Annotated in this window: 20 protein-coding genes; 18 read left to right on the forward strand and 2 right to left on the reverse strand. The window is 69.0% G+C overall.

Annotation, left to right across the window (positions count from 1 at the left end; genetic code table 11):
• Positions 1–85 precede the first annotated feature (85 nt).
• The 13 genes from lepA (at position 86) to ACOPJ3_RS08510 (ending at position 13,897) form a co-directional block, all read left to right on the forward strand.
• On the forward strand, positions 86–1,939 hold the full coding sequence (lepA, locus tag ACOPJ3_RS08450; RefSeq protein WP_427868750.1) for a translation elongation factor 4: 1,854 nt from the start codon (positions 86–88) through the stop codon (positions 1,937–1,939).
• Between the two features lie 38 nt (positions 1,940–1,977).
• Positions 1,978–3,117, forward strand: coding sequence for a DUF1990 family protein (locus ACOPJ3_RS08455; protein ID WP_427868751.1), 1,140 nt, complete (start codon positions 1,978–1,980; stop codon positions 3,115–3,117).
• A 24-nt stretch (positions 3,118–3,141) separates the two neighbouring features.
• Positions 3,142–4,365, forward strand: a complete 1,224-nt coding sequence (hemW, locus tag ACOPJ3_RS08460) for a radical SAM family heme chaperone HemW (protein WP_427868752.1) — start codon at positions 3,142–3,144, stop codon at positions 4,363–4,365.
• 177 nt (positions 4,366–4,542) lie between these two features.
• Positions 4,543–5,580, forward strand: a complete 1,038-nt coding sequence (gene hrcA, locus ACOPJ3_RS08465) for a heat-inducible transcriptional repressor HrcA (protein ID WP_427868753.1) — start codon at positions 4,543–4,545, stop codon at positions 5,578–5,580.
• Positions 5,581–5,655: 75 nt separating this feature from the next.
• Entirely contained in the window at positions 5,656–6,756 is a 1,101-nt protein-coding gene (dnaJ, locus tag ACOPJ3_RS08470; RefSeq protein ID WP_427871194.1) for a molecular chaperone DnaJ, read from the forward strand.
• Positions 6,757–6,761: 5 nt separating this feature from the next.
• On the forward strand, positions 6,762–7,532 hold the full coding sequence (locus ACOPJ3_RS08475; protein WP_427868754.1) for a 16S rRNA (uracil(1498)-N(3))-methyltransferase: 771 nt from the start codon (positions 6,762–6,764) through the stop codon (positions 7,530–7,532).
• A gap of 178 nt (positions 7,533–7,710) precedes the next feature.
• Positions 7,711–9,387, forward strand: coding sequence for a glycosyltransferase (locus tag ACOPJ3_RS08480; protein WP_427868755.1), 1,677 nt, complete (start codon positions 7,711–7,713; stop codon positions 9,385–9,387).
• A 28-nt stretch (positions 9,388–9,415) separates the two neighbouring features.
• Entirely contained in the window at positions 9,416–9,766 is a 351-nt protein-coding gene (locus ACOPJ3_RS08485) for an HIT domain-containing protein (protein WP_427868756.1), read from the forward strand.
• Positions 9,767–9,842: 76 nt separating this feature from the next.
• Positions 9,843–10,847, forward strand: coding sequence for a PhoH family protein (locus ACOPJ3_RS08490; protein ID WP_427871195.1), 1,005 nt, complete (start codon positions 9,843–9,845; stop codon positions 10,845–10,847).
• Entirely contained in the window at positions 10,844–11,305 is a 462-nt protein-coding gene (gene ybeY / locus ACOPJ3_RS08495) for an rRNA maturation RNase YbeY (RefSeq protein WP_427868757.1), read from the forward strand. The genes ACOPJ3_RS08490 and ybeY overlap by 4 nt, the downstream gene beginning before the upstream one ends.
• Entirely contained in the window at positions 11,302–12,594 is a 1,293-nt protein-coding gene (locus ACOPJ3_RS08500; RefSeq protein ID WP_427868758.1) for a hemolysin family protein, read from the forward strand. Before ybeY ends, ACOPJ3_RS08500 begins: the two co-directional genes overlap by 4 nt.
• Positions 12,591–13,499 (forward strand): GTPase Era, encoded by a 909-nt coding sequence (gene era, locus ACOPJ3_RS08505; protein ID WP_427868759.1) that lies wholly within the window; start codon positions 12,591–12,593, stop codon positions 13,497–13,499. The genes ACOPJ3_RS08500 and era overlap by 4 nt, the downstream gene beginning before the upstream one ends.
• Before the next feature lie 26 nt (positions 13,500–13,525).
• Complete coding sequence (locus ACOPJ3_RS08510; protein ID WP_427868760.1) at positions 13,526–13,897, forward strand: DUF5684 domain-containing protein; 372 nt, start codon at positions 13,526–13,528, stop codon at positions 13,895–13,897.
• Here ACOPJ3_RS08510 and ACOPJ3_RS08515 read toward each other — a convergent pair.
• A complete protein-coding gene (locus tag ACOPJ3_RS08515; protein WP_427868761.1) occupies positions 13,882–15,267 on the reverse strand; it encodes a PAS domain-containing protein in 1,386 nt (461 codons plus the stop codon). The genes ACOPJ3_RS08510 and ACOPJ3_RS08515 overlap by 16 nt on opposite strands.
• 171 nt (positions 15,268–15,438) lie before the next feature.
• Positions 15,439–17,316, reverse strand: a complete 1,878-nt coding sequence (locus ACOPJ3_RS08520) for a DUF2207 domain-containing protein (protein WP_427868762.1) — start codon at positions 17,314–17,316, stop codon at positions 15,439–15,441.
• A gap of 212 nt (positions 17,317–17,528) precedes the next feature.
• On the opposite strand from ACOPJ3_RS08520, the gene leuA reads away from it, so the two are divergent.
• The 5 genes from leuA (at position 17,529) to secD (ending at position 23,504) form a co-directional block, all read left to right on the forward strand.
• Complete coding sequence (gene leuA, locus ACOPJ3_RS08525; protein WP_427868763.1) at positions 17,529–19,298, forward strand: 2-isopropylmalate synthase; 1,770 nt, start codon at positions 17,529–17,531, stop codon at positions 19,296–19,298.
• Positions 19,299–19,429: 131 nt separating this feature from the next.
• Positions 19,430–20,062, forward strand: coding sequence for a Holliday junction branch migration protein RuvA (gene ruvA / locus ACOPJ3_RS08530; RefSeq protein ID WP_427868764.1), 633 nt, complete (start codon positions 19,430–19,432; stop codon positions 20,060–20,062).
• Positions 20,059–21,078 (forward strand): Holliday junction branch migration DNA helicase RuvB, encoded by a 1,020-nt coding sequence (gene ruvB / locus ACOPJ3_RS08535; protein WP_427868765.1) that lies wholly within the window; start codon positions 20,059–20,061, stop codon positions 21,076–21,078. The genes ruvA and ruvB overlap by 4 nt, the downstream gene beginning before the upstream one ends.
• Positions 21,079–21,194: 116 nt before the next feature.
• Positions 21,195–21,623, forward strand: a complete 429-nt coding sequence (gene yajC / locus ACOPJ3_RS08540) for a preprotein translocase subunit YajC (RefSeq protein WP_427868766.1) — start codon at positions 21,195–21,197, stop codon at positions 21,621–21,623.
• A 60-nt stretch (positions 21,624–21,683) separates the two neighbouring features.
• The gene (secD, locus tag ACOPJ3_RS08545) at positions 21,684–23,504 is read left to right on the forward strand and encodes a protein translocase subunit SecD (protein ID WP_427868767.1); all 1,821 of its coding nucleotides are present in this window, start codon (positions 21,684–21,686) and stop codon (positions 23,502–23,504) included.
• The last annotated feature ends 1 nt before the right edge of the window (position 23,505 follow it).

The following is a 23,505-nucleotide window of genomic DNA, read 5'->3' on the forward strand; positions in this document are numbered from 1 at the left end:
GCCCGTCAACCCGGGGCGAGGGTGGCACGAGACGGTCGACCAGTAAGGTCTTCCGAGCGCCCGCGCTATGGAATAATGGCTGGCAATGTCTCCACGCAGCGTGAACCCACCCGTACCGGCGTCGACCGACCCCGCGAAGATCCGCAACTTCTGCATCATCGCGCACATCGACCACGGTAAGTCGACCCTCGCCGACCGCATGCTGCAGGTCACGGGGACCGTGCCCGACCGCGAGATGCGGGCCCAGTATCTCGACCGCATGGACATCGAGCGCGAGCGCGGGATCACGATCAAGTCGCAGGCCGTGCGCATGCCGTGGGACGTCGACGGCGAGTCCTTCGCGCTCAACATGATCGACACCCCCGGTCACGTCGACTTCAGCTACGAGGTGTCTCGCTCGCTCGCCGCGTGCGAGGGCGCGATCCTGCTCGTCGACGCGGCGCAGGGCATCGAGGCGCAGACGCTCGCGAACCTGTACCTCGCGATGGAGAACGACCTGGAGATTATCCCGGTCCTGAACAAGATCGATCTGCCCGCGGCGGATCCGGAGCGCGTGAGCCGCGAGATCGCCGACCTCATCGGCGGGGATCCGGACGACATCCTGAAGGTGTCGGGCAAGACGGGCGCCGGCGTTGAGGAGCTCCTCGATCGCGTCGTCGCCCGGATCCCAGCACCGGTGGGCGACGCGAACGCACCGGCCCGCGCCATGATCTTCGACTCGGTCTACGACTCGTACCGGGGCGTCGTCACCTACGTTCGCATGGTCGACGGCAAGCTCACCCCGCGCGAGAAGATCAAGATGATGTCGACGGGCGCCGAGCACGAGGCACTCGAGATCGGCGTCTCCTCGCCCGAGCCGGTGCCCACGAAGGGGCTCGCGGTCGGCGAGGTCGGCTACCTGATCACGGGCGTGAAGGACGTGCGCCAGTCGAAGGTCGGCGACACCGTCACGGGCAAGATGAACGCGGCGAGCGAGGCGCTCCCCGGCTACACGGATCCGAAGCCCATGGTGTTCTCGGGCCTGTACCCGCTCGACGGCAGCGACTACCCGATCCTGCGTGAGGCGCTCGACAAGCTGAAGCTCTCGGACGCAGCCCTGCAGTACGAGCCAGAGACCTCCGTCGCGCTCGGCTTCGGCTTCCGCTGCGGCTTCCTCGGGCTCCTCCACCTCGAGATCATCTCGGAGCGCCTGCGCCGCGAGTTCGACCTCGACCTCATCGCCACCGCGCCGAGCGTGATCTACGAGGTCACGACCGACGACGGCAAGGAGGTCACGGTCACGAACCCGTCCGAGTACCCCGACGGCAAGATCGCGAGCGTGCGCGAGCCCGTCGTGAAGACGGCGATCCTCGCGCCCAAGGACTACGTGGGTGCGATCATGGAGCTCTGCCAGAGCCGCCGCGGCAGCCTGCTCGGCATGGAGTACCTCGGCGAGCGCGTCGAGCTCCGCTACAGCATGCCGCTTGGCGAGATCGTCTTCGACTTCTTCGACCACCTGAAGAGCCGCACGCAGGGCTACGCGAGCCTCGACTACGAGCCGATGGGGGATCAGGAGGCCGACCTCGTGAAGGTCGACATCCTGCTGCAGGGCGACAAGGTCGACGCGTTCAGCGCGATCGTTCACCGCGACAACGCGTACCACTACGGCACGATGATGGCCGAGCGCCTGCGCAAGCTGATCCCGCGCCAGCAGTTCGAGGTCCCGATCCAGGCAGCGATCGGCGCGCGCGTCATCGCCCGCGAGACGATCCGCGCGATCCGCAAGGACGTGCTCGCCAAGTGCTACGGCGGCGACATCAGCCGCAAGCGCAAGCTCCTCGAGAAGCAGAAGGAGGGCAAGAAGCGCATGAAGATGGTCGGCCGGGTCGAGGTCCCGCAGGAGGCGTTCATCGCGGCGCTCTCCGGCGACGTCGAGGGCAAGGAATCGGGCAAGAAGTGAGCGAGGGCCCCGCAGTGCGACGCAGCAGTCACGTGGAGATGCCGGTTTCGTATGCCGCGGTCGGCGCATCGCGCGCGTTCGACCTGCTTAAGTACCCGCCGGAGGGCACGACGCCCTACGAAGAGACCCTGCGTCTCGGCAGCGGCTCGGATCGCTTTCTGCTGGCGTCGAGCTTGCTCATGACCTGGGGTGCGCAGCGCGGCGGCGGCGCCGAGGTCGTCGACATCGTGCGCGGATCGGGCGCGCGCTACGCGGGGCTCGAGTTCGACGACGACGGCCAGGCGCAGTCCGCCGCCCCCGTCGAGGATCACTTCGGGCCGGACGGCGAGCCCTACGTCACGGCCGGCACGACCGCCGTGCTCCGCTACAACGGCGACCCGGATCGCGGGATTCTCGTCATCTACACGATCGACGAGGAGCGCCGCGTGGGCTTCGCGTGGGGCACCTCAGATGAGGAGGGCGCCGTCGGCGAGCAGCTCTTCACGGTCGAGCACCGCGAGGACGACACGGTGTGGGCGATCGCCCGCGGCTTCCTGAGCGCGCCGAAGAGCGGCCTCCTCGGCCTGCGCGGGCGCTCGGATCTGCGCACGGCGCTCGAGGCCGTGAAGCAGCAGGTCGCTGCGCTCGCTCCCGGCGTGCTCACGGGTCAGGCGCAGGATCAGGCCGAGGCCGTCGCGGCGGAGCCGGTTGACGCCGCGCCCGCCGTCGAGGCCCCGCAGCCCGCCGCCGAGCCGACCGTGCGGGTTGGGGTTTCGCAGGAGGAGGCCGCCGAGGCCGCCGCCCCGCAGCCGGAGCCCGCCGAGGACATCGAGACCGCGACCCTCGCGGAGGAAACGGACGCCGAGCCCGCTGCCGAGGAGCCCGCGGAGGAGCCAATCGCGGGGGAGTCTGAGCCCGCTGACGAGCCCGCCGCGGAGGAGTCCGAGCCCGCTGACGAGCCTGAGCCTGAGCTCGAGCACACCGCGCAGCCCGAGCCGGAATCCGATCAGGATCCGGAGCCGGAAACTGAGGAGCCCGAGCCCGAGTCCGAGCCCGCCCCAGAACCAGAACCAGAACCGGAGCCGGATCCCGAGCCCGCCGCAGAACCCGAGCCCGATCCCGAGCCCGAAACCCCCGCTGAGGAAGCCCCCGCGGCCCCGAAGGCCCATAAGCGCCGCCCATCGAAGCCGCAGCAGTGAGCGCCGGATCGAGGGGGGTGCCGCGTGCCGAGCGTCCTGCCTGACGGCGACCCGGCCCCGGAGGACGGCGCGCTCCCCGAGAGCGTGCTTGCGGGCGCGGAGGACCGCGCCTTCGGCGTCTACGTGCACGTGCCGTACTGCCGCGTCCGCTGCGGCTACTGCGACTTCAACACCTACACGGCGAGCGAGCTCGGCGGAACGCGCCGGGAGGACTTCGCCGGCCAGGTGCGGCGGGAGCTCGCGCTCGGCGCCGGGGTCATGCGCGCGGCTGGGCTACCTGAGCGCCCGGTCAGCACGGTGTTCTTCGGCGGCGGTACGCCCACGCTGCTGCCGGCGAGCGATCTCGCGTCGATGCTCGCGGGGATCCGCGAGAACTGGGGCATCGCCGAGGGCGCCGAGGTCACCACGGAGGCGAACCCCGACTCGGTCGACGCCTACGACCTCCGCGTGCTCGCGGACGCCGGCTTCACCAGAGTGAGCTTCGGCATGCAGTCGGCCGTGCCGCACGTGCTGCGCACGCTCGACCGCACTCACGCGCCCGAGCGCGTGCCGCTCGTCGTCGAGTGGGCCCGCGACGCGGGCCTGCAGGTGAGCCTCGACCTGATCTACGGCACACCGGGGGAGTCGCTCGCCGACTGGGAGCGCTCGGTCGACGCCGTGCTGGAGAACGCGCCGGATCACGTCTCGGCGTACGCGCTCATCGTCGAGACGGGAACGAAGCTCGCCGCCCAGATCAGGCGGGGCGAGGTCGCGGAGCCGGACGAGGACCTGCACGCGGAGATGTACGAGCTCGTCGACGACCGGCTCGCCGCAGCGGGCTACGAGTGGTACGAGATCAGCAACTGGTCGAGGTCCCGCGAGACCCGCTCGCGGCACAACCTGTCCTATTGGACGGGCGAGGACTGGTGGGGCGCAGGCCCGGGCGCACACAGCCATGTCGGCGGCGTGCGCTGGTGGAACGTGAAGCATCCCGGGGCCTACGCCCAGCGCATGGCGGCTGGCGTCTCGCCGGCCCACGCGCGGGAGACCCTCGGCGCCGAGACGCGACGAGAGGAGCGGATCCTGCTCGAGACGCGGATCGCGGACGGCCTGCCCGCCGACGTGCTCTCGCCGGAGCAGCGACGGGGTGTTCCGCAGCTCATCGCGGACGGGCTCGTCGACGGGCGCGCCGCGATCGGCGGCAGGATCGTGCCGACGCGCCGCGGGCGCCTCCTCGCGGACACGGTCGTGCACCGCTTGCTTTCCTAGCGCCCCCTGTTCGCTGCCGGCCGAACCACCCTGTGAGCGAGCCGCCCGTTTCTGTTACTCGGGGGCGCGGCCTGCGCTAGACTTAGCAGTCGTCCACTTTGAGTGCCAATGGCCGGTCAGGTCGCTGGCGTCCGGCGCGGCAGCGATCGCCCGTTCGTGCGAGAGAGAGGAGGAGCGATGGTCTCCGAGCGCAGCCTTGCGGTGCTGCACGCGATCGTCAGCGACTACGTCTCCTCGAACGAGCCGGTCGGTTCGAAGGCGATCGTCGATCGCCACAGCTTCGGCGTGTCCGCGGCGACGATCCGCAACGACATGGCCCTCCTCGAGGAGGACGAGCTGATCGCTCAGCCGCACACCTCCTCGGGGCGCGTGCCGACCGACAAGGGCTACCGCCTGTATGTCGACACGCTCGCGAAGATCCGACCGCTCACCTCGGCGCAGCGCACGGCCATCGAGCGCTTCCTCGGCGAGTCGAGCGATCTTGACGACGTCATGGCGCGCACGGTCCGGCTGCTCTCGCAGCTCACGAACCAGGTCGCCGTGGCGCAGTACCCCTCGCTCAGGCGCACGATCGTGCGGAGCATCGAGCTCGTGCCGATCTCCGAGGAGCGGGTGCTCTGCGTGCTGATCCTCGGCAACGGGGTCGTCGAGCAGCAGATCGCCCAGCTGCCGTCGGCCCGGGTCACCGAGGCGTGGGTGCACGGGCTCAAGCAGCGGATCGCCGACGCCACGATCGGGATCGACGTCGAGGCGGCCGTGACGGCGATCGGCGAGCTCCGCGACTCCCTCGCCGACTGGACGACCGCCGACGAGGGCGACCTCGTGAGCCGGGTGCTCGAGATCGTGCGCGACCAGCTGCAGGCAAATCGAACGGATCGCATTGCGGTCGCTGGCGCAGCGAACCTCTCACGCCCGGGGGAGTTCGCCGGTTCCCTCCCGGTGGTTCTCGAGGCCATCGAGGAGCAGGTCACGCTGCTTCGCCTCTTTGACGAGCTCGTGCAGGACGGCCGCGAGGTCGCAGCGTCGATCGGTCGGGAGAACGCTCCGTACGGCCTGTCCACCGCCACGGTGCTCGCGTCGAGTTACGAGGAGGACGCGGGGATCGCGGCGAAGGTCGGCGTGCTCGGCCCGATCCGCATGGACTACGCGGGCAACATCGCATCGGTGCGCGCGGTAGCGCGTTACCTCAGCCGGATTCTCGAAGAGTCGCGCTAGGCCGCCGGGCCCGCGCGGATCCGGATCCGGCGCATCACACACGAATTCACGAGTAAGCACATGAGGAGCAGCCAGGTGGCCGATCACTACGACACCCTTGGAGTATCGCGCGAAGCGTCGCCGGAGGAGATCAAGAAGGCGTATCGACGCCTCGCGCGTCAGCTGCATCCCGACGTGAACCCGAGCGAGGAGGCCGCCGAGCGCTTCAAGAACGTGACGCACGCCTACGACGTGCTGAGCGACCCCGAGCAGCGCCAGCGCTACGACATGGGCGGCGGCCAGGGCGGCGCCCAGGGCTTCGGCGACATCTTCGAGACCTTCTTCGGCGGCGGCTTCGGCGGCGGCGGGCAGCGCGGCCCGCGCTCGCGCACCGAGCGGGGCGACGACGCGATGATCCACGTCGACGTCGAGCTCAAGGAGGTCATCTTCGGCGTGCAGCGCGAGATCACGGTCAACACGGCCGTGCTGTGCTCCGTCTGCGAGGGCAGCTGCTGCCAGCCGGGGACGCACCCCGTGACCTGCGACGTCTGCCACGGCCAGGGCCAGGTGCAGCGCCAGGTGCGCTCGCTCTTCGGCAACGTCGTCACGATGCACCCGTGCGGCAGCTGCCAGGGGTACGGCACGATCATCGAGCACCCCTGCGTCGAGTGCGCGGGCAAGGGGCGCGTGCGCGAGCGCCGCACGATCAACATCGACATCCCCTCCGGCATCGACACGGGCACGCGCCTGCAGATGCGCGGCGGCGGCGAGGTCGGCCCGGGCGGCGGACCGAACGGAGACCTCTTCATCGAGTTCCGGGTCATGCACCACGACACTTTCAGCCGCGACGGCAACGACCTGCTCGCGACGATGCAGGTGTCGATGGCCGACGCGATCCTGGGGGCCGAGACGCGCCTCACGGTGCTCGACGGCGACATCACGGTGCAGGTCGAGCCCGGCACCCAGTCCGGCGACATCGTGACGCTCCGCGGGCGCGGGATCCAGGGGCTCCGCAGCACCATGCGCGGCGACCTGAAGATCGCCGTGCAGGTGACGACGCCCACGAAGCTCTCCGGCCGCGAGAAGGATCTCGTGCGCCAGCTCGCGGCGCTGCGGAAGGACGATCCGCCGCACCTCGGTGAGTTCCATCAGGGCTTCTTCGGCAAGATCCGCGACCGCTTCTTCCGGCAGGGCTAACCGCCGTGGCGAATCTCTACTACGGCGAGGGGCTTGCCCCCGAGGCCTTCGCGCCGGGCGCCCTGGTGGAGATCGCCGGGGAGGAGGCGCGGCACGCGCTCAGAGTCGCGCGGCTGCGCGCGGGCGAGCGGATCCTCGTGGGAAACGGCGAGGGGGCGCTCGGCGAGGGCGTGGTCGAATCCGCGGCGAAGGATCGCTTCGCCGTGCGCCTCGACGGGGCGACGCACGCGACCGCGCCCGCGCTCACGCTGACGCTCGTGCAGGCGCTCGCGAAGGGCGACCGCGACGAGCGGGCGGTCGAGCAGGCGACCGAGTTTGGCATCGACCGCATCCTGCCGTGGGAGGCGGAGCGCTCCGTCTCGCGCTGGAGTGGCAGGGGATCCGGGCCCGAGAAGGCCGAGAAGGGCGTCGAGAAGTGGCGCCGGATCGCGCGCGAGGCCTCCAAACAGTCGCTCCGCGCCCGGGTGCCCGAGGTCGGCACGCCCGTGGACCTCGCCGAGCTCTGCGAGTTCGCGGCGAACAGCGATCACGCGGTCGTCGTGCTGCACCCGCGGGGGGAGCGCCGCCTGTCGGAGTGGGCGGCGGGCCTGCGCGCCACCGAAGTGAGCGACGTGACCCTGGTCGTGGGGCCGGAGGGCGGCCTCTCGGATCCCGAACTCGAGCGGCTCTCCGCGGCCGGAGCGGTAATACTCCTGCTCGGGGACACGGTGCTGCGGACGTCGTCGGCCGGCCCCGCCGGCATCGCCGTGCTCAACGCGGCGCTCGGTCGCTGGTGACACGAAGCTCGGGACTCGCCTCGACTTCGTTGTGAGTCGGCTCCGAGGGCACCCCATTCACAGCCAGCCGACACCCTGCGTTCACCGACTCGTCGTTTCGCAACCATAGCGTTGTGACGAATGCGCGGCGGATGACCTTCTCGCCGTACCGGCCTCGGCAGAGAACTGGGAACTGGGCGTGCACAACATTGAAATTCCCCTCGGGCAGCGCACACCGCTGTACCGTGCGCTCGAGATGATTCCTGCGCTCATCACGATTGGGGTCCCCGTCACCGCGATCGTGCTGTCGCTCGTGAACCTCAACTGGGGCGCCTACTTCGTGCTCAGCTTCCTCGCGCTCGGGCTCTTTCGCGCGTTCCGCGGCGGCGTCGACTCCGTGCGCGGCTACCGGAGGCTGCGCACCGCCGAAACGGTCGACTGGGCGCGGGTCAACGAGCACCTCGAGGAGCTGATCCTGGGCGCGCGCGCCGGCACCGTTCCCGAGTTCGGCCGCTCGCGTCTCCCCGGCATCTACGGGCCGCGGCTCGACCGGCTCAGGGAGCGCGTCTCGCGCGGGCCCTGGCTCTTCACGCTGCCCTCGGAGACCGTCCACGCGGTGATCGTGGCCGCCTACAACGAGCCGTATGACGTCATCGCACCGAGCCTGCGCTCCCTGATCGCGTCTCACCACGGCGCCGAGCGGCTCGTCGTCGTCTTCGCGCACGAGGAGCGCGGCGGCGACGCGATGCGCGAGACGACGGCCAGGCTCGAACGGGACTTCGGCCGCCACTTCCGGGCCTTCATCCCCGTGGAGCACCCTGCCGGGCTCTCCGACGAGATCCAGGGCAAGGGCGGGAACATCAGCTACGCGGGCAGACTGCTGCTCGACTGGGTCGTGGCGCACGGGCTCGACCCCGAGCGCGTGCTCGTCACCTCACTCGACTGCGACAACCGGGTCGACCCCCACTACTTCGACGCCGTGACCTTCGAGTTCGTCCGCGCCGAGGATCCGCAGCGGGTCTCGTTCCAGCCGATCTCCCTCTTCATCAACAACATCTGGCACGCGCCGGCCCCCACGCGGGTGATCGCGGCAGGCAACTCCGTGTGGAACCTCATCGCAACCGTGCGGCCGCTGTCGCTGCGGAACTTCGCCTCGCACACGCAGCCCCTCGCGGCGCTCGCCGAGATGGGCTTCTGGAGCCGGCGCACGATCGTCGAGGATGGCCACCAGTACTGGCGCAGCTACTTCCACTTCCGCGGGCGGTACGGTGTGGTCCCAATCCACCTCGCGATCTCGCAGGACGCTGTACTCGCCGACACGCTGCCGAAAACCCTGCGCGCGCAGTTCCGGCAGCTCTGCCGCTGGGCGTACGGCGCCTCCGATGTGCCCTACGTCGGGGTCCGCCTCTTCTCCGGGCACCGCCCGGCACCGTTCTTCCCCACGGCGGTCCGGTTCTTCGCGCTGCTCGAATCGCACGTCACGCTCGCGATCCTCGCGCCGATGCTCGCCTTCGGGGTCTGGCTGCCCGTGATCGCCGCGCAGTTCATCGTTCCGCGGGGGATCGGTGCGTTCGAGACCCGCCGCTTCATCGAGGCGCTCCCCGACGTCGCGACGACGAGCCAGCGGGTCGCGCTCGTCGCGCTCGTCGCGACCGTGCTGCTCACGATCCTGCTCACCCCGGAACGCCCCGCCGGGGTGCGGGCGCGGCGCTGGGTCGGGATGCTGCTGCAGTGGGTCCTCCTCCCGATCACGCTCTTCTGCTACACCTCGATGAGCGCGATCTCCTCGCAGCTGAGGCTGCTCGTCGGCGCCTACCGGGAGCGCTTCGTCGTGACCGAGAAGGCCGCGGCCGCGAAGAGCTCTCCCACTCCGTAGTGTCCCCGGTCTGCCGTAGACTGGGAGCATGGCAGAAGAGACGGTGTTCGGAAAGATTGTGTCGGGCGAGATCCCGGTCGACCTCCTCGCTGAGACCGACCGCGTGATCGCGTTCCGCGACATGCACCCGCAGGCCCCGATCCATTTCCTCGTGATTCCGAAGTCGACGGAGTACGCGAATGTCGTGGAGCTCGCCGCGGGCGATCCGGAGACCCTCGCCGAGATGGTCACGGTCGCGAAGCAGCTCGCCGAGGAGCACGCGAACGGGGAGTTCCGTCTCATCTTCAACTCGGGCGAGAGCGCCGGACAGACGGTGTTCCACGTCCACGCGCACGTGCTCGCGGGCGGGCTTGAGGAGCGGTCGCTCGTTGGATCCTGAACCAGACGGCGCGACGGTGGCCGCTGCCGAACCGGGCGCCGATGCGAACGCCGAACCGCAGTTGCAGCGCACGCTCATGCTCTCGGGCGTCGACATCGCCTCGTTCCTGGGCCACAGGGACCAGCTCATCTCAGACCTGGAGCAGCAGCACCCCGAGGTGGTGTTCCACTCCAGGGACCAGATCCTGACGCTCAGGGGGCCAGCGCGCGAGGTGCGCGCTGCGGAGGCGGTCGTGCTCGAGGTGCTCGAGCTCGCGAGACGCAGCGGCGCGGTATCGCGCCACGATGTGAAAGAGGTCACCAGGATGGTGTTGGAGGGCAACGGCCCGAGCGCGGCGCAGATGCTGAGCGAGCCGATCCTCTCGGTCAGGGGCCACGCGGTGCGGCCGCAGACCCAGGGCCAGCGGCAGTACGTCGACGCGATCGACAACCACACGATCGTGTTCGGGATCGGGCCGGCAGGCACGGGCAAGACGTACCTCGCGATGGCGAAGGCCGTGCAGGCCCTGCAGCGTCGCGAGGTCGCGAAGATCATCCTGACCAGGCCTGCCGTCGAGGCGGGGGAGCGGCTCGGCTACCTGCCCGGCACGCTCGAGGACAAGATCGACCCGTACCTGCGGCCGCTCTTTGACGCGGTCGGCGCGATGATGGATCCGGATCTGGTGCCGAAGCTGCTCGCGAACGGCACGATCGAGGTCGCGCCCCTCGCCTACATGCGCGGGCGCACGCTCAACGAGTCGTTCGTGATCCTCGACGAGGCGCAGAACACGACACCGGAGCAGATGAAGATGTTTCTGACCCGCCTCGGCTACGGCTCGAAGATGGTGGTCACGGGCGACATCACCCAGGTCGACCTGCCGCTCGCGACGAGTGGGCTGCGGGTCGTGAACCGGATCCTGCGCGGCGTCGACGACATCCACTTCGCCGATCTCACGGCAGACGACATCGTGCGCCACTCCCTCGTCGGCCGCATCGTCGACGCCTACGCGTCGTACGACGAGCGGCGGCAGGCCGAGCGCGCGAACCGCGAGGCGGGATCCGGGCAGGCGACGAACGAACGAACAGAGGGGAACGCGCGATGAGCGTCGAGATCAACAACGAGTCGGGGATCGAGGTCGACGAGTCGCGCATGCTCCGGCTCGCGGCCTTCGTGCTCGAGTCGCTGCACGTGCACCCCGACACCGAGCTCGGAATCATGCTCGTCGACGAGGCGGCCATCGAGCAGCTCCACGTGCAGTGGATGGACGAGCCTGGGCCCACGGACGTGCTCAGCTTTCCGATGGACGAGCTGCGTCCCGGCCGGGTCGACTCGCAAACCCCCGCGGGGCTCCTCGGCGACGTCGTGATCTGCCCGCAGGTCGCCGAGGCGCAGGCCGAGGCCGCCGGACACGATCTGCAGCAGGAGGTCTCGGTGCTGCTCACGCACGGCATGCTGCACCTGCTCGGCTTCGACCACGCGACCCCTGATGAGGAGGCCGAGATGTTTGGCCTGCAGCGCGACCTGATCCTGTCGTTCAGCGTGCGCGAGCGCGGCCGATGAGCCTGCCCCTCGCACTGCTCCTGCTGGCGGCGGCGATCGCACTGCTCGCGATCGGCGGCCTGCTGGCCGCTGCGGACGCAGCGCTCGGCGTGTCGTCGAAGGCGGAGCTTCTCGCGCTCGCGGACGAGTCGCCGCGCACCGGGAAGGCGATCCGCGCGATCGCCGAGGACGAGCCGCGCCACGTGGACGCGCTCGGCTTCGCGCGCGTCTTCGCGGAGACGCTCGCCGCCGTGCTCATCACGCTCGTGCTGGCCTACTCGCTCGACCAGCTCTGGCTCGTGCTCCTCATCGCGACGCTCGTGATGACCGCGACCTCGTTCGTGCTCGTCGGGTCGAGCCCGCGCACGGTCGGGGCGCACCACCCCGAGGCGATGATCCGCTTCGCGGCGCCCACGATCCGGGCCATCCGCGTGATCCTCGGGCCCATCGCGACGGGCCTCATGCGCTTCGGTGACCGGGTGACCCCGGGCCGCGGCGCGGGCCGCGCCCGGATCCGCGACGAGCAGCAACTGCTCTCGATGGTCGATCAGGCCACTGAGCAGTCGCTGCTCGAGGCGGACGACCGCGAGTACATCCACTCGATCGTCGAGTTCGGCGAGACGATCGTGCGCGAGGTCATGGTGCCCCGGATCGACATGATCACGACCGACGCGGAGACGAGCGTGCGCGAGGCACTCGAGCAGTTGCTCGCCTCCCGCCACTCGCGGCTGCCCGTGATCGCCGGCGAGGTCGACAACGTCGTCGGCATCGTGCACCTGCGCGACGCGAGCGGGTTCACCCATCGCCGCGCCGAGGAGGCAGAGACGGCCCACGTCGCGCGCATCATGAAGCCCGCGCTCTTCGCCCCCGAGCAGCAGCGCGCCGACGACCTGCTCAGGCAGATGCAGCGCGAGTCGACGCACATCGCGCTCGTCGTGGACGAGTACGGCGGGATCTCCGGGCTCGTGACGCTCGAGGACCTGATCGAGGAGCTCCTCGGCGAGATCACGGACGAGCACGACCGCGACGCCCCCGAGGTCGTCGCCCACCTCGACGGTTCGTTCCTCGTGAGCGCGCGGCTCTCGGTCGAGCGCCTCGGCGAGCTCTTCGAGATCGAGCTCGACGACGACGACGTGGACACGGTCGGCGGGCTGATGGCCAAGGAGTTCGGCCGTCTCCCCGACACGGGCGATACGGTCGACGTCGCAGGGATTGAACTGACAGCAGTCGAGATCGAGCGGCGCAGGCAGCGCCTCATCACGGTCGGCGCACGATGGGTCGGCCTGCCGATCGAGGAGGACACGGAATGACCGAGCAGCAGCACAACGAAGACGGCTTCCGCGCAGGTTTCGTCTCGTTCGTCGGCCGCCCGAACGCGGGCAAGTCGACGCTCACGAACGCGCTCGTCGGGGAGAAGATCGCGATCACGAGCCCCAAGCCGCAGACGACGCGGCGAGCGATCCGCGGCATCGTCCATCGCCCAGACGGGCAGCTCATCGTCGTGGACACGCCGGGCATCCATCGCCCGCGCACCCTGCTCGGCGAGCGGCTCAACGCGCTCGTCGAGGCCACGCTCGGCGACGTCGACGTGATCGGGTTCTGCGTTCCGGCGAACGAAAAGCTCGGCCCGGGCGACCGCTTCATCAGCGAGCGACTCGAGGACTTCCCGCGGGCGAAGAAGGTCGCGATCCTGACGAAGACCGACCGCGCCTCCAAGGAGGAGATCTTCGAGCAGCTCACGCGCCTCGGCGCGCTCCGCGAGTGGGACGCGGTCATCCCGGTCTCCTCGGTGACCCGCGACCAGCTCGACATCCTCTCCGACGAACTGCTCGCGCTCATGCCGCTGTCCCCGCCGCTCTACGACGATGAGGCGACAACCGACGAGGTCGAGGACGACCGGATCGCCGAGCTGATCCGCGAGGCCGCCCTCGACGGCGTGCGCGACGAACTACCCCACTCGCTCGCCGCGACGGTCGACGACCGCGAGGAACGCGAGGACGGGCTGCTCGAGATCTACGCGTCGCTCTACGTCGAGCGCGACAGCCAAAAGGGCATCGTGATCGGCAAGGGTGGCTCGCGCCTCCGCGACGTCGGCGAGCGGGCGCGCCACGAGATCGAGGCGCTCCTCGGGCGCCGCGTCTACCTCTCCATGCGCGTCAAAGTGCTGAAGGAGTGGCAGCGTGACCCGAAGGCGCTCGGCCGGCTCGGCTTCTAGGCACGACCTGAGAAAGGAACGGCGACATGGACTCCATCACCGACGACGCGTCGATCACGAACCTGGCGCAGGATTACAGCCTGCCGGGTCTCATCCTGTACATCCTCATCGCGATCGCGCTGTGGCGCGTATTCTCGAAGGCCGGTTACCCGGGAATCCTCGCGATCATCCCGATCGTGAACGTGTTCATCCTCGTGAAGGTCGCGGGCTATTCGGCCTGGATGACGCTTCTCTACCTGATTCCGATCGTGAACATCGTCTTCTCGATCTTCGTGGCGGTCCGGCTCGGTCAGCGCTTCGGCAAGGGCGGGGCATTCTCGTTCTTCCTGCTCTGGCTGTTCTCCGTGATCGGATACTTCATCATCGGGTTCGGTTCGGCGCGTTACCGGAGCGCGTAGCGCCTCGTGCTGGCGGCGCTGGCGTAGCGCGGGGCTGTCGCCGCGTCGATCCGGCTGAGCAACTCGCGCAGCCGGTCGGCGTCGGGGGTCTTCACGAGGCTCGCGAGGTGGGAGGTGAGCGACGCGAGTTCTTTCAGGGCCTCCTCGATGACCTCGATCGACGCCGCGAGCCGGCGCGCCAGCTGCGCGGCGCGCGGGGTGATCCGGTGCGAGTTGAAGTCGTCGCTCCAGAGTCGGAGCAGCCGGATCGGGAGATCGGTTATGGCGCGCACGCTCGCTGTGCGGCGGGCGGCGTATCCGATCTGCGCGCGGTAGTCGTCTGCGCTCGACACCATGACCGACACCCCCTCGTTCAGTGCCCACACGAGGTCGTGAATCGCTCCGACGGGCTCACCCTGCGCGCCGGCATCATCAACGAGCGCAATGGTGAAGCGGTGCAGCGACAGGGCGTGCAGCTGGGCGAGCGCGACCCCGAAGCGAGCGTCGGTGCCGAGCTCGATGAGCTCGTCTACGAGTTCACTGAGGTCGATCAGGTGGAGCTCGACGATGCCCTGCATCAGTGCCCAGAACCGCAGGGGCTGCACGAGGCCGCCGAGCGAGCCGCCGGCCTCCGGGTCGGCGAGGATCTCCTCGCCGATGTCGCGAAGCGTCTCGGTTTCGGCCCTGAGGGATCCGGCGACGTCGAGGAGGCCGCCCGCGATACGCTGCTTCGCGTCCTGTTCATTCCGCCATTCGTCGAGGGCGGCGGCAAGCTCGGCTGTTCGCGACAGCGTTGCTCCGAGGCGGCCACCCGCCTGGCGCACGGGAAGCGGTGAATTGTTGGCGATGTGCTGCTGAATCTCCTCCGGCAGGGCGTGTCGCTGAAACTCGCGTTGGCTCAGGCCGCAGGAGGCGAGCGTGACTTCGTCGATCCGCGAGGCTGCGGTTCGAGCCACCTCCCGGCGGTTCGCGCCCGTGGCCCGCGCCTCCTGCTCGATCTGGGTCAGCGACCGGGCGATCCGCGCGCCGAGCTCACGGAATCGTTCGACGCGGGGGGCGATGCGGACCGAGAGATAGCCCTCCCGCAGGGGAGTGACGGTCGCAAACACGTCGTATCTCCCGCCATCTGCGGCGAGATTGCTGATGTACCCGCAGAATGGTTCATTCCGCTCAAGGGTGTCCCACATTGCGGCGAAGATTCCGCCTGGCATGTCGGGATGCCGCACGATGCTGTGGGGAGATCCGACGAGCTCGCCGGCGGAGTATCCGGAGATCCGGACGAACACCGAGTTGGCGCTTGTGATCACCCCGCGCAGATCCGTGGTTGAGAAGAAGAGCTCCTCCGCCGAGATCGAGTGCTCTAAACCGGTAGGCGCCGGGACGGCGTGCATGGAACATCCTTCGCTTCTTCAGCGGATTCAGAACCGTCCCCCAACCAGTTGCCTCGCCGCGCCCCCCGCGGCTCCGCTCAGTTGTCACTTCTGGTACTTCGACTGCGCTTCCGACTCTACACGAGGCTGCGGAGCCGGATGCCGCGAGTCCCTTGCCCGTGCAGCACCGGTTCAGCGACCACCGGAGAAGCCGCCTCCTCCGCCCCCGCCGACGGATCCGCCGCCGCTCGAACCGCCCGAACTGCTCGACGTGTAGGAGACGGATGACCGGAGCGTCGACGTGAAGTCGTTCACGGTGCTACTGAAGTTCGCGAGGCCCGCGCCAGCCGCGGCCGGGTACCAGGCGGGAGCGTAGCCCGGCGACTCCTCGACCTTCACCGCGAGGGTGCGCGCCCACTCTTTCTCGAGGCCGAAAAGCACGGCGTAGGGCAGCAGCCTCTCATACAGATGGATGATGTCCGCCGGTCCGTCGGCCCGGCGCTCTGCGCCGCTGTAGGACTGCAGCACCTTCAGCCGCTCGGCCTCGGCGACGCTGATGAAGAGTTTCACCCCGAGCAGATACTCGCGCGTCTCCGCCCCGGCCGGGGTGTGTGCGCGGTGGCGCGAGATCGACACGAATCCGGCCATGATCGAGATGATCCCGAGCGGCAGCGCGAGTATCGCGCCCTCACCGTGGCGGAAAACGATGCTCAGGATCCCGAGCACGAGGGCAAGCAGGCCGACGCCGAGCGCGATGAAGCCGAGCAGCCTCGCGCGCGGACTTCTGACCTTCTCGAAGTATCCCCGGGCCTGGGCCGCGCTCGTTCCGGCAGCCTGCAGACTCGACATCTTCGAGCTAAACTTCTGGTCCGACTTGGGAAGCGTGAAGGGGGCGAGCCGCGGCGAGTTCGCGAACAGCGTGTGCAGCATCTGCGTGTCGAGCGGGTCGCCGGCGCGGTCGCGGTCGAGGAGGCGCAGCACGGGGCGTCCCTCCTTCATCCCGAAGAACCCCTGGGTCTTCTCGCCCTCCTCGATGCGGAGGGCTCCCGAGACCGCGAGGTGAACGATTTCGGCGGCGGCGGAGTTCCCTCCGGCTCCAGCGATCGGGCCGGCAATGAGCGGGGGAAGATAGGCCGGCACGTCGTACTGTGCGATGATCGTGCCCCGATGCTTCCGCCGCCGCGTCACGTCCACTATCGCGACGATCGCGCCGCCGATGCCGAGCGCGGCCCCGAGCCCTCCGACAATCCCTGGAACGACGTCGAGGGCGACGTTCGGGAGCCTGGCGCCCGGCTGCGCGACGCTGCCGGGCTCGAGCCCGATCGCGATGGTGACGCCCTGATAGGCGCCGACCTCGCCGCTCGGGATCGTGATGGGATCGGCCACGGTGCCCGTGCCGCCCGTCTCGCAGGTCCCGGTGCTCTCGGCGATTCCGCCGTAGCAGGTGACGGCGCCCGTGAGGTGGGCGGCGAGGGGCTCGTCGAAGGCGATCGACGCGCTGAAGCGATCGATCGTCTGCGGGTGCTCGGAGTCGAGCAGGTCCCAGTAGAACTCGTCGGCGGTGCCGTCGTCGCGGGCGAGCACGACGTCGCGGAGGGTATAGCTGATCACATAGTGCTGGAGCCCGTGCACGTAGCTGTCGTCGCCGACGAGCACGACGATGAAGCCCTCTCTGCGCTCGAGCTCGAACGGCACGTCGTTGCCCTGGGCGTCCGTCACGGTGAAGTCGGAGGGATCCGTCGAGGAGCCCTGGTAGTCGATCGGCTTGCCGAGCACGATCCCGCGGTTCTGGTCGAAGTCGGGGAAGCGCGGCTCGATCGTCTCGGTCACCCGCGCCGTCGCGCGGCCGTTGGCATCGACCCCGAGTCGATAGTCGACGTGCCAGGAGTCGTAGGTGAAGTTCTCGACGCTCGCGTGGGCGGGCTGTGACCCGACCGCGCCGACCGCGCCAGCCGCGCCAGTGAGGAGCGCAAGCAGGATCCCGAGCGCGGCGAGCGCCGCGAACCTCCGGCCGCTGCGGCGCGCGTGCGCGATCGAGGTCGGCCGGGCAGCGGCGGCGGTGTCCGTCATGTCTTCCACACTAGACGGAGCCGGCCCGGGAAGCCCTGATGGGCGAAGCGAAGGCGGGTGCGGCGGGGGGAGTGCCAGTGCAGTGCTATAGTGAACCCGTGCTGTTCGGTTCGCTCCTTCTTAGCTGCCGCGACGAGTCCTAATCTCTGGCCTCCCTCGTCGCGGCGTTTGTGTTGGCTGGGCAATGAACACGAGATGAGAAAGACGAAGCCATGAAGAACATGCAACAGCCCTCCGGTATGCCGATCCATCGCTACCGGCCCTTCCACGAGATCATCGCCGTGGATCTCCCGGATCGCACCTGGCCCGACGCGAAGATCACCGAGGCCCCGCGCTGGTGCGCGGTCGACCTGCGAGACGGCAATCAGGCGCTCATCGATCCTATGAGCCCCGAGCGCAAGCGGATCATGTTCGATCTGCTCGTGAAGATGGGCTACAAGGAGATCGAGGTCGGCTTCCCGTCGGCCAGCCAGACCGACTTCGACTTCGTGCGCCAGCTGATCGAAGAGAACGCGATCCCGGACGACGTCACGATCCAGGTCCTCACGCAGGCGCGCGAGCACCTGATCACCCGCACTTACGAGTCGCTGATCGGCGCGAAGCAGGCGATCGTCCACCTCTACAACTCGACGAGCATCCTGCAGCGCGACGTCGTGTTCCGCTCGGACCGCGAGGGGATCAAGGAGATCGCCGTCGAGGGCGCGAAGCTGTGCAAGGCGAGCGAGCACATCTGCGAGGGCACCGACATCTACTACGAGTACTCGCCCGAGTCCTACACGGGGACCGAGCTCGACTACGCCGTGGAGGTCTGCAACGCCGTGCTCGAGGTGTTCGAGCCGACGCCCGAGCGCAAGGTGATCATCAACCTGCCGGCGACGGTCGAGATGGCGAGCCCGAACGTCTACGCCGACTCGATCGAGTGGATGGGCCGCCACCTGATCCCGCGCGAGAACATCATCCTGTCGCTGCACCCGCACAACGACCGTGGCACCGCGGTCGCCGCGGCCGAGCTCGGCTACATGGCCGGCGCTGACCGGATCGAGGGCTGCCTCTTCGGCAACGGCGAGCGCACGGGCAACGTCGACCTTGTCGCGCTGGGAATCAACCTGTTCACGCAGGGGGTCGATCCGCAGATCGACTTCTCGCGCCTGGACGAGGTGCGCCGCACCGCCGAGTACTGCAATCAGCTGCGGGTGCCGGAGCGCAGCCCGTGGGCGGGCGACCTCGTCTACACGGCCTTTTCCGGCTCCCACCAGGATGCGATCAAGAAGGGCTTCGAGCGGATGTCGCGCGACGCGGAGGCCGCTGGCCTGGCAGTCGACGATCTCGAGTGGGCCGTGCCGTACCTGCCGGTCGATCCGAAGGATCTGGGCCGCTCCTACGAGGCGGTCATTCGCGTCAACTCCCAGTCGGGTAAGGGCGGCGTCGCCTACCTGCTGAAGACGGATCACAACCTGGATCTGCCGCGCAGGCTGCAGATCGAGTTCAGCGCGGTCGTGCAGAGCGTGACCGACACCGAGGGGGGAGAGGTCTCCAGCGAGGAGATCTGGCGAATCTTCCAGGACGAATACCTGCCGAGCGCCGGCGACGAGGCCGAGCGCTGGGGGCGCTACGAACTGTTCAGCACCGCGACCTCGAGCGCTGGCGACGGGGTGACCGAGCTCACGGTCGACTTCCGCACTGAGGACGAGCGCAAGCAGGTCACGTCGCGCGGCAACGGCCCGGTCGACGCGTTCCTGAACGCGCTGAACGAGGGCGGGCACGAGGTCACGCTCTTCGATTACGTCGAGCACGCCATGAGCTCGGGCGGCGACGCGGTCGCCGCGTCCTACGTCGACCTCGAGGTCGACGGCCAGCGCCTGTGGGGCGTGGGGATCGATCCCGACACCTCCCGCGCCACGCTCAAGGCGATCGTGAGCTCCGTGAATCGCGCGATCCGCAACACGCGGGTCGAGGAGGTCCGGGAGACCGTCGAGGTCTAGCGCTTCAAGCCGCCTGGGAGGGGCGCGCGGGCTTCGGCTGGCGCGCCCCTCTCTCTGCTATTCGTAGTTTTGTTCGAATGGATCGGTGTGGCGGCGTCGCGGTGTCGGTGGCAGGCCCTAGGGTGGGGCGTGTGATCGCTGCTATTCGTGGAGAAGTGCTGAGTTCTGGCGCAGGCTGGGCCGTCGTCGCGGTCGGCGGGGTCGGCATGCGTGTCGAGCTGCCGAGCGGGCGCACCTCGCAGAAGACGCCAGGCGAGGAGGTCTCGTTCCACACCTCGCTCATCGTCCGCGAGGACTCGCTCACGCTGTTCGGCTTCGAGACCCCCGAGGAGCTCGCCGTGTTCGGCCACCTCATCGCCGTGTCGGGCGTCGGCCCGCGCAGCGCGCTCGGCGTGCTCTCCGCGCTCTCGCCCGCCGAGATCGCGGCCGCGGTCGACGCAGAGGACGAGAAGCCGTTCCGCAAGGTCTCGGGCATCGGCCCGAAGACCGCGAAGCTCATCGCCGTCTCGCTCCAGGGCAAGCTCGCCGAGTTCGCATCGGCCGGCGGATCCGCCACCGCTCAGGATCCCGAGGATCCCGCCGACACGGTCGCCGCCGCGGTCGCGAGCGGGCTCGTGGGACTCGGCTGGCGGGAGTCCGAAGCCGAGGAGGCCGTCCGCGACGCGCGTGAGGCGGGCGCGCCCGCGGATCACGCCGGGCTGCTCCGGGCGACGCTCGCGCTGCTCAACGCCGCGCGCGGCGGGGCGCGGGGGAGCGGCAGGTGAGCGGCGAGCTGTCCCCGCAGGCCACGCCTTCTGAGCAGGGATACGAGGGCGCACTGAGGCCGTCCTCGCTCTCCGAGTTCGTCGGCCAGTCGAAGGTGCGCCGCCAGCTCGGGCTGCTGCTCGACGCAGCCACCATGCGCAACCACACGCCCGACCACATCCTTCTGGCTGGCCCTCCCGGTCTCGGCAAGACGACGCTCTCCATGATCGTCGCGACCGAGCTTGGCAAGCCTCTGCACCAGACCTCCGGCCCCGCGATCCAGCACGCCGGCGACCTCGCGGCGGTGCTCTCGGCGCTCACGCCGGGGGAGGTCCTGTTCGTCGATGAGATCCACCGCATGGCGCGAAGCGCCGAGGAGATGCTGTACCTCGCGATGGAGGACTTCAAGGTCGACATCATGGTCGGAAAGGGCGCCGGAGCGACCTCGGTGCCGCTCGACCTCGCGCCGTTCACGCTGGTGGGAGCAACCACCCGCGCGGGGCTCCTGCCGAACCCGCTGCGCGACCGCTTCGGCTTCACCGCCCACCTCGAGTTCTACGCAGAGGATGAGCTCGCAAGCGTCGTGCGGCGCGCGGCCAGACTGCTCGACTTCGAGCTCTCCGAGCGCGGCGTCGACGAGATCGCGGGGCGCTCGCGCGGCACTCCCCGGATCGCGAACCGGCTGCTGCGCCGGGTGCGTGACTATAGCCTCGTGCACGAGACCCCGGGTGACACGGAGAGCGTGCGCGCGGCGCTCGCGCTCTACGACGTCGACGCGCACGGTCTCGACCGGCTCGACCGCGAGGTGCTGCGCGCCGTGGTCGAGCGCTTCAACGGCGGACCGGTGGGGTTGTCGACGCTTGCGGTGTCCGTCGGCGAGGAGGCTGAGACGATCGAGGCGGTCGTCGAACCCTTCCTCGTGCGGGCCGGCCTCCTCACGCGAACGCCGCGGGGCAGGGTCGCCACGCGGCTGGGTTTCGAGCACGTCGGGATCGCGCCGCCCGGGCAGGATCCCGCCGCGCCGACGCTGTTGTAGTCTGTACCAGGCTCTCAGTCAGAGGGCAGTAGACTTTTGTGAACTGTGCCCAACGCATTCGCACGCGCACGCCCACCGAAAGGACCATTGTGGCTCTGGACCCGATCACCATTCTGATGTTCGCACTGATTGCGGTGCTCATCTTCTTCATGTTCCGAAACGGGAAGAAGCGCCAGGCCGCGATGCAGGAGCTTCAGAACGGCCTCCGCCCGGGCGCCGAGGTGATGCTGCAGTCCGGCATCTTCGGCACGATCGAGGCGATTGACGAGGCCGAGAACCGGGTGACCCTGCGCAGCGGCACCTCGACCTTCGACGTGCACCGCAACGCGGTTTCGCAGATCGTCACGCCGGTCGACGCTCCGGTCGAGGAGGCGCCGATGGTCGGCCTCGCGCCCGACGACGATCCCGAGTTTGGGGAGCGCATCGCGAAGACTGAGGGGGAGACGCCCGCCGCTGACGCTGCGAGCGAGGTCGACGAGGTGCAGAACGACATCGACTCTGACGACCGGGGGACTGAAGACCAGGGCGGCACGCCCAAGGCATAGCGCCTCGCCGCGCCTTGGCGCGGCACCCTCCCCTGACGCACCAAGAGAAAGCAGCCCGTTTTGGCGTCCACACCCGCTGTTCGGAGAGCGCGTCGCTCTCTCATCCTCCTCCTCGTTTTCATCGTTGGACTCGCCGGGATCATCGCCCTTGGCGTCCTCCGGAGCAACGCGACCTGGACGCCAAAGCTGGCCCTCGACCTGCAGGGCGGCACGCAGATTCTACTCGCGGCCGAACAGAACGACGGCAAAGCCGTCGCCGGTGAACAACTGCAGCAGGCCGTTTCCATCATCCGCCAGCGAGTGGACGCCGCAGGCGTGTCCGAGGCCGAGATCACAACGCAGGGCAACCAGCACATCTCGGTCTCAATCCCCGGCAAGGCTGACGAGGCGACGATCAAGCGCATCGAGGCCTCCGCGAATCTCGACTTCAGGCCGGTGCTCGCGGTCGGCATGAATGAGCAGCAGCCGCAGCAGGGGGAGACCAATCCCGACGGGACTGCCGTGACGGAGGAAGGCGCCGCAGGCGGTGCCGACTCCAACGCGAAGACCAAGGATGCGGAGTCGAAGGACGCCGCAGGGAAGGATGCGGAGTCGAAGGACGCCTCGAAGGACGCCACGCAGGCTCCCGAAGAGAATCTCGATCCCGAGAAGATCCCCGAGAGCGCTGGTGACCTCGCCTGGATCACGCCGGCGCTGCAGGCGAAGTTCGAGTCCTTCTCGTGCGACTCGGACGCTGCGCTCGACGCGCGTGATTCGAAGTCCGATCGCCCCCTCATCACCTGCGACGAGGATGGGATGCTGAAATACATCCTCGGGCCGGTTGAGCTTACGGGCGCCGTCATCACCGACGCCGTGGGCCAGGCCGAGACGACGCAGACCGGTGCGACGACCGGCAAGTGGGTCGTGCAGATCACGATGAACAAGAAGGGCGCTGAGGAGTTCGGCAAGATCAGCACCCGGCTCTTCGGGGCGCAGCCGCCCCAGAACCAGTTCGCATTCGTGCTCGACGGACGCGTGCTCTCTGCGCCTGAGATGCAGGGCCAGATCATGGATGGCAGGCCGTCCATCTCGGGACAGTTCACCCAGGAGTCGTCACAGGCGCTCGCTGACCAGCTGAAGTTTGGCGCGCTGCCGATCGACTTCACCGTGCAGAGCCAGGAGGACATCTCTGCGACGCTCGGCACGAGCCAGCTCGGCGCTGGCCTCCTCGCCGGGCTCATCGGGCTGTTGCTCGTCGTCGTGTACTCCATCTTCCAGTATCGAGCGCTCGGCTCACTCACGATTGCCTCGCTCGCGATCGCGGGAGTGCTCACCTACCTGCTGCTGGTGTTCTTCTCGTGGCGCCAGGGCTATCGATTGTCTCTCGCCGGCGTGGCCGGCATCATTGTCGCGGTCGGCTTCACCGCCGACTCGTTCATCGTGTACTTCGAGCGCATCAGGGACGCGCTGCGAGACGGGTTCGGGATCGAATCCGCGGTCGAACACGGATGGAAGCGTGCGTTCCGCACCGTGCTCGCCTCTGACGGGGTGAACTTCCTCGCAGCACTCATCCTGTTCATCCTCGCGGTCGGCAACGTCAAGGGCTTCGCGTTCACGCTCGGGCTCACGACCCTCGTGGACGTCCTCGTCGTGGCCCTTTTCACGCACCCGATGATGACCCTCCTCGCCCGCACCCGCTTCTACCAGAGCGGCCACCGTTTCTCTGGCCTCGACCCGCAGGGCCTCGGCGCCGTCTACCGGGGCCGAGCGCAGTTCCGGGCGCCGGTGGTGACCGCGGGCAGCGCAGGGAAGAAGAACCAGCGCAGCCAGCGCGAGGCGGAGCGCCGCCAGACCATTGCAGAGCGGAAGGCCGCTGAGGCGGCCGCCGGAAAGGAGAGCTGAT

Source organism: Leucobacter luti (genome assembly GCF_050310065.1).
In the GTDB taxonomy this organism is placed as follows: Bacteria; Actinomycetota; Actinomycetes; order Actinomycetales; family Microbacteriaceae; genus Leucobacter; species Leucobacter luti_B.

Bases quoted from the DNA above. Each gene is read 5' to 3' on its own strand.
- lepA (WP_427868750.1), top strand. From the start codon at position 86: ATGTCTCCACGCAGCGTGAACCCACCCGTACCGGCGTCGACCGACCCC.
- ACOPJ3_RS08455 (WP_427868751.1), top strand. From the start codon at position 1,978: ATGCCGGTTTCGTATGCCGCGGTCGGCGCATCGCGCGCGTTCGACCTG.
- hrcA (WP_427868753.1), top strand. From the start codon at position 4,543: ATGGTCTCCGAGCGCAGCCTTGCGGTGCTGCACGCGATCGTCAGCGAC.
- ACOPJ3_RS08485 (WP_427868756.1), top strand. From the start codon at position 9,416: ATGGCAGAAGAGACGGTGTTCGGAAAGATTGTGTCGGGCGAGATCCCG.
- ACOPJ3_RS08490 (WP_427871195.1), top strand. From the start codon at position 9,843: ATGCTCTCGGGCGTCGACATCGCCTCGTTCCTGGGCCACAGGGACCAG.
- ybeY (WP_427868757.1), top strand. From the start codon at position 10,844: ATGAGCGTCGAGATCAACAACGAGTCGGGGATCGAGGTCGACGAGTCG.
- ACOPJ3_RS08500 (WP_427868758.1), top strand. From the start codon at position 11,302: ATGAGCCTGCCCCTCGCACTGCTCCTGCTGGCGGCGGCGATCGCACTG.
- era (WP_427868759.1), top strand. From the start codon at position 12,591: ATGACCGAGCAGCAGCACAACGAAGACGGCTTCCGCGCAGGTTTCGTC.
- ACOPJ3_RS08510 (WP_427868760.1), top strand. From the start codon at position 13,526: ATGGACTCCATCACCGACGACGCGTCGATCACGAACCTGGCGCAGGAT.
- ACOPJ3_RS08515 (WP_427868761.1), bottom strand. From the start codon at position 15,267: ATGCACGCCGTCCCGGCGCCTACCGGTTTAGAGCACTCGATCTCGGCG.
- ACOPJ3_RS08520 (WP_427868762.1), bottom strand. From the start codon at position 17,316: ATGACGGACACCGCCGCCGCTGCCCGGCCGACCTCGATCGCGCACGCG.
- leuA (WP_427868763.1), top strand. From the start codon at position 17,529: ATGAAGAACATGCAACAGCCCTCCGGTATGCCGATCCATCGCTACCGG.
- yajC (WP_427868766.1), top strand. From the start codon at position 21,195: ATGTTCGCACTGATTGCGGTGCTCATCTTCTTCATGTTCCGAAACGGG.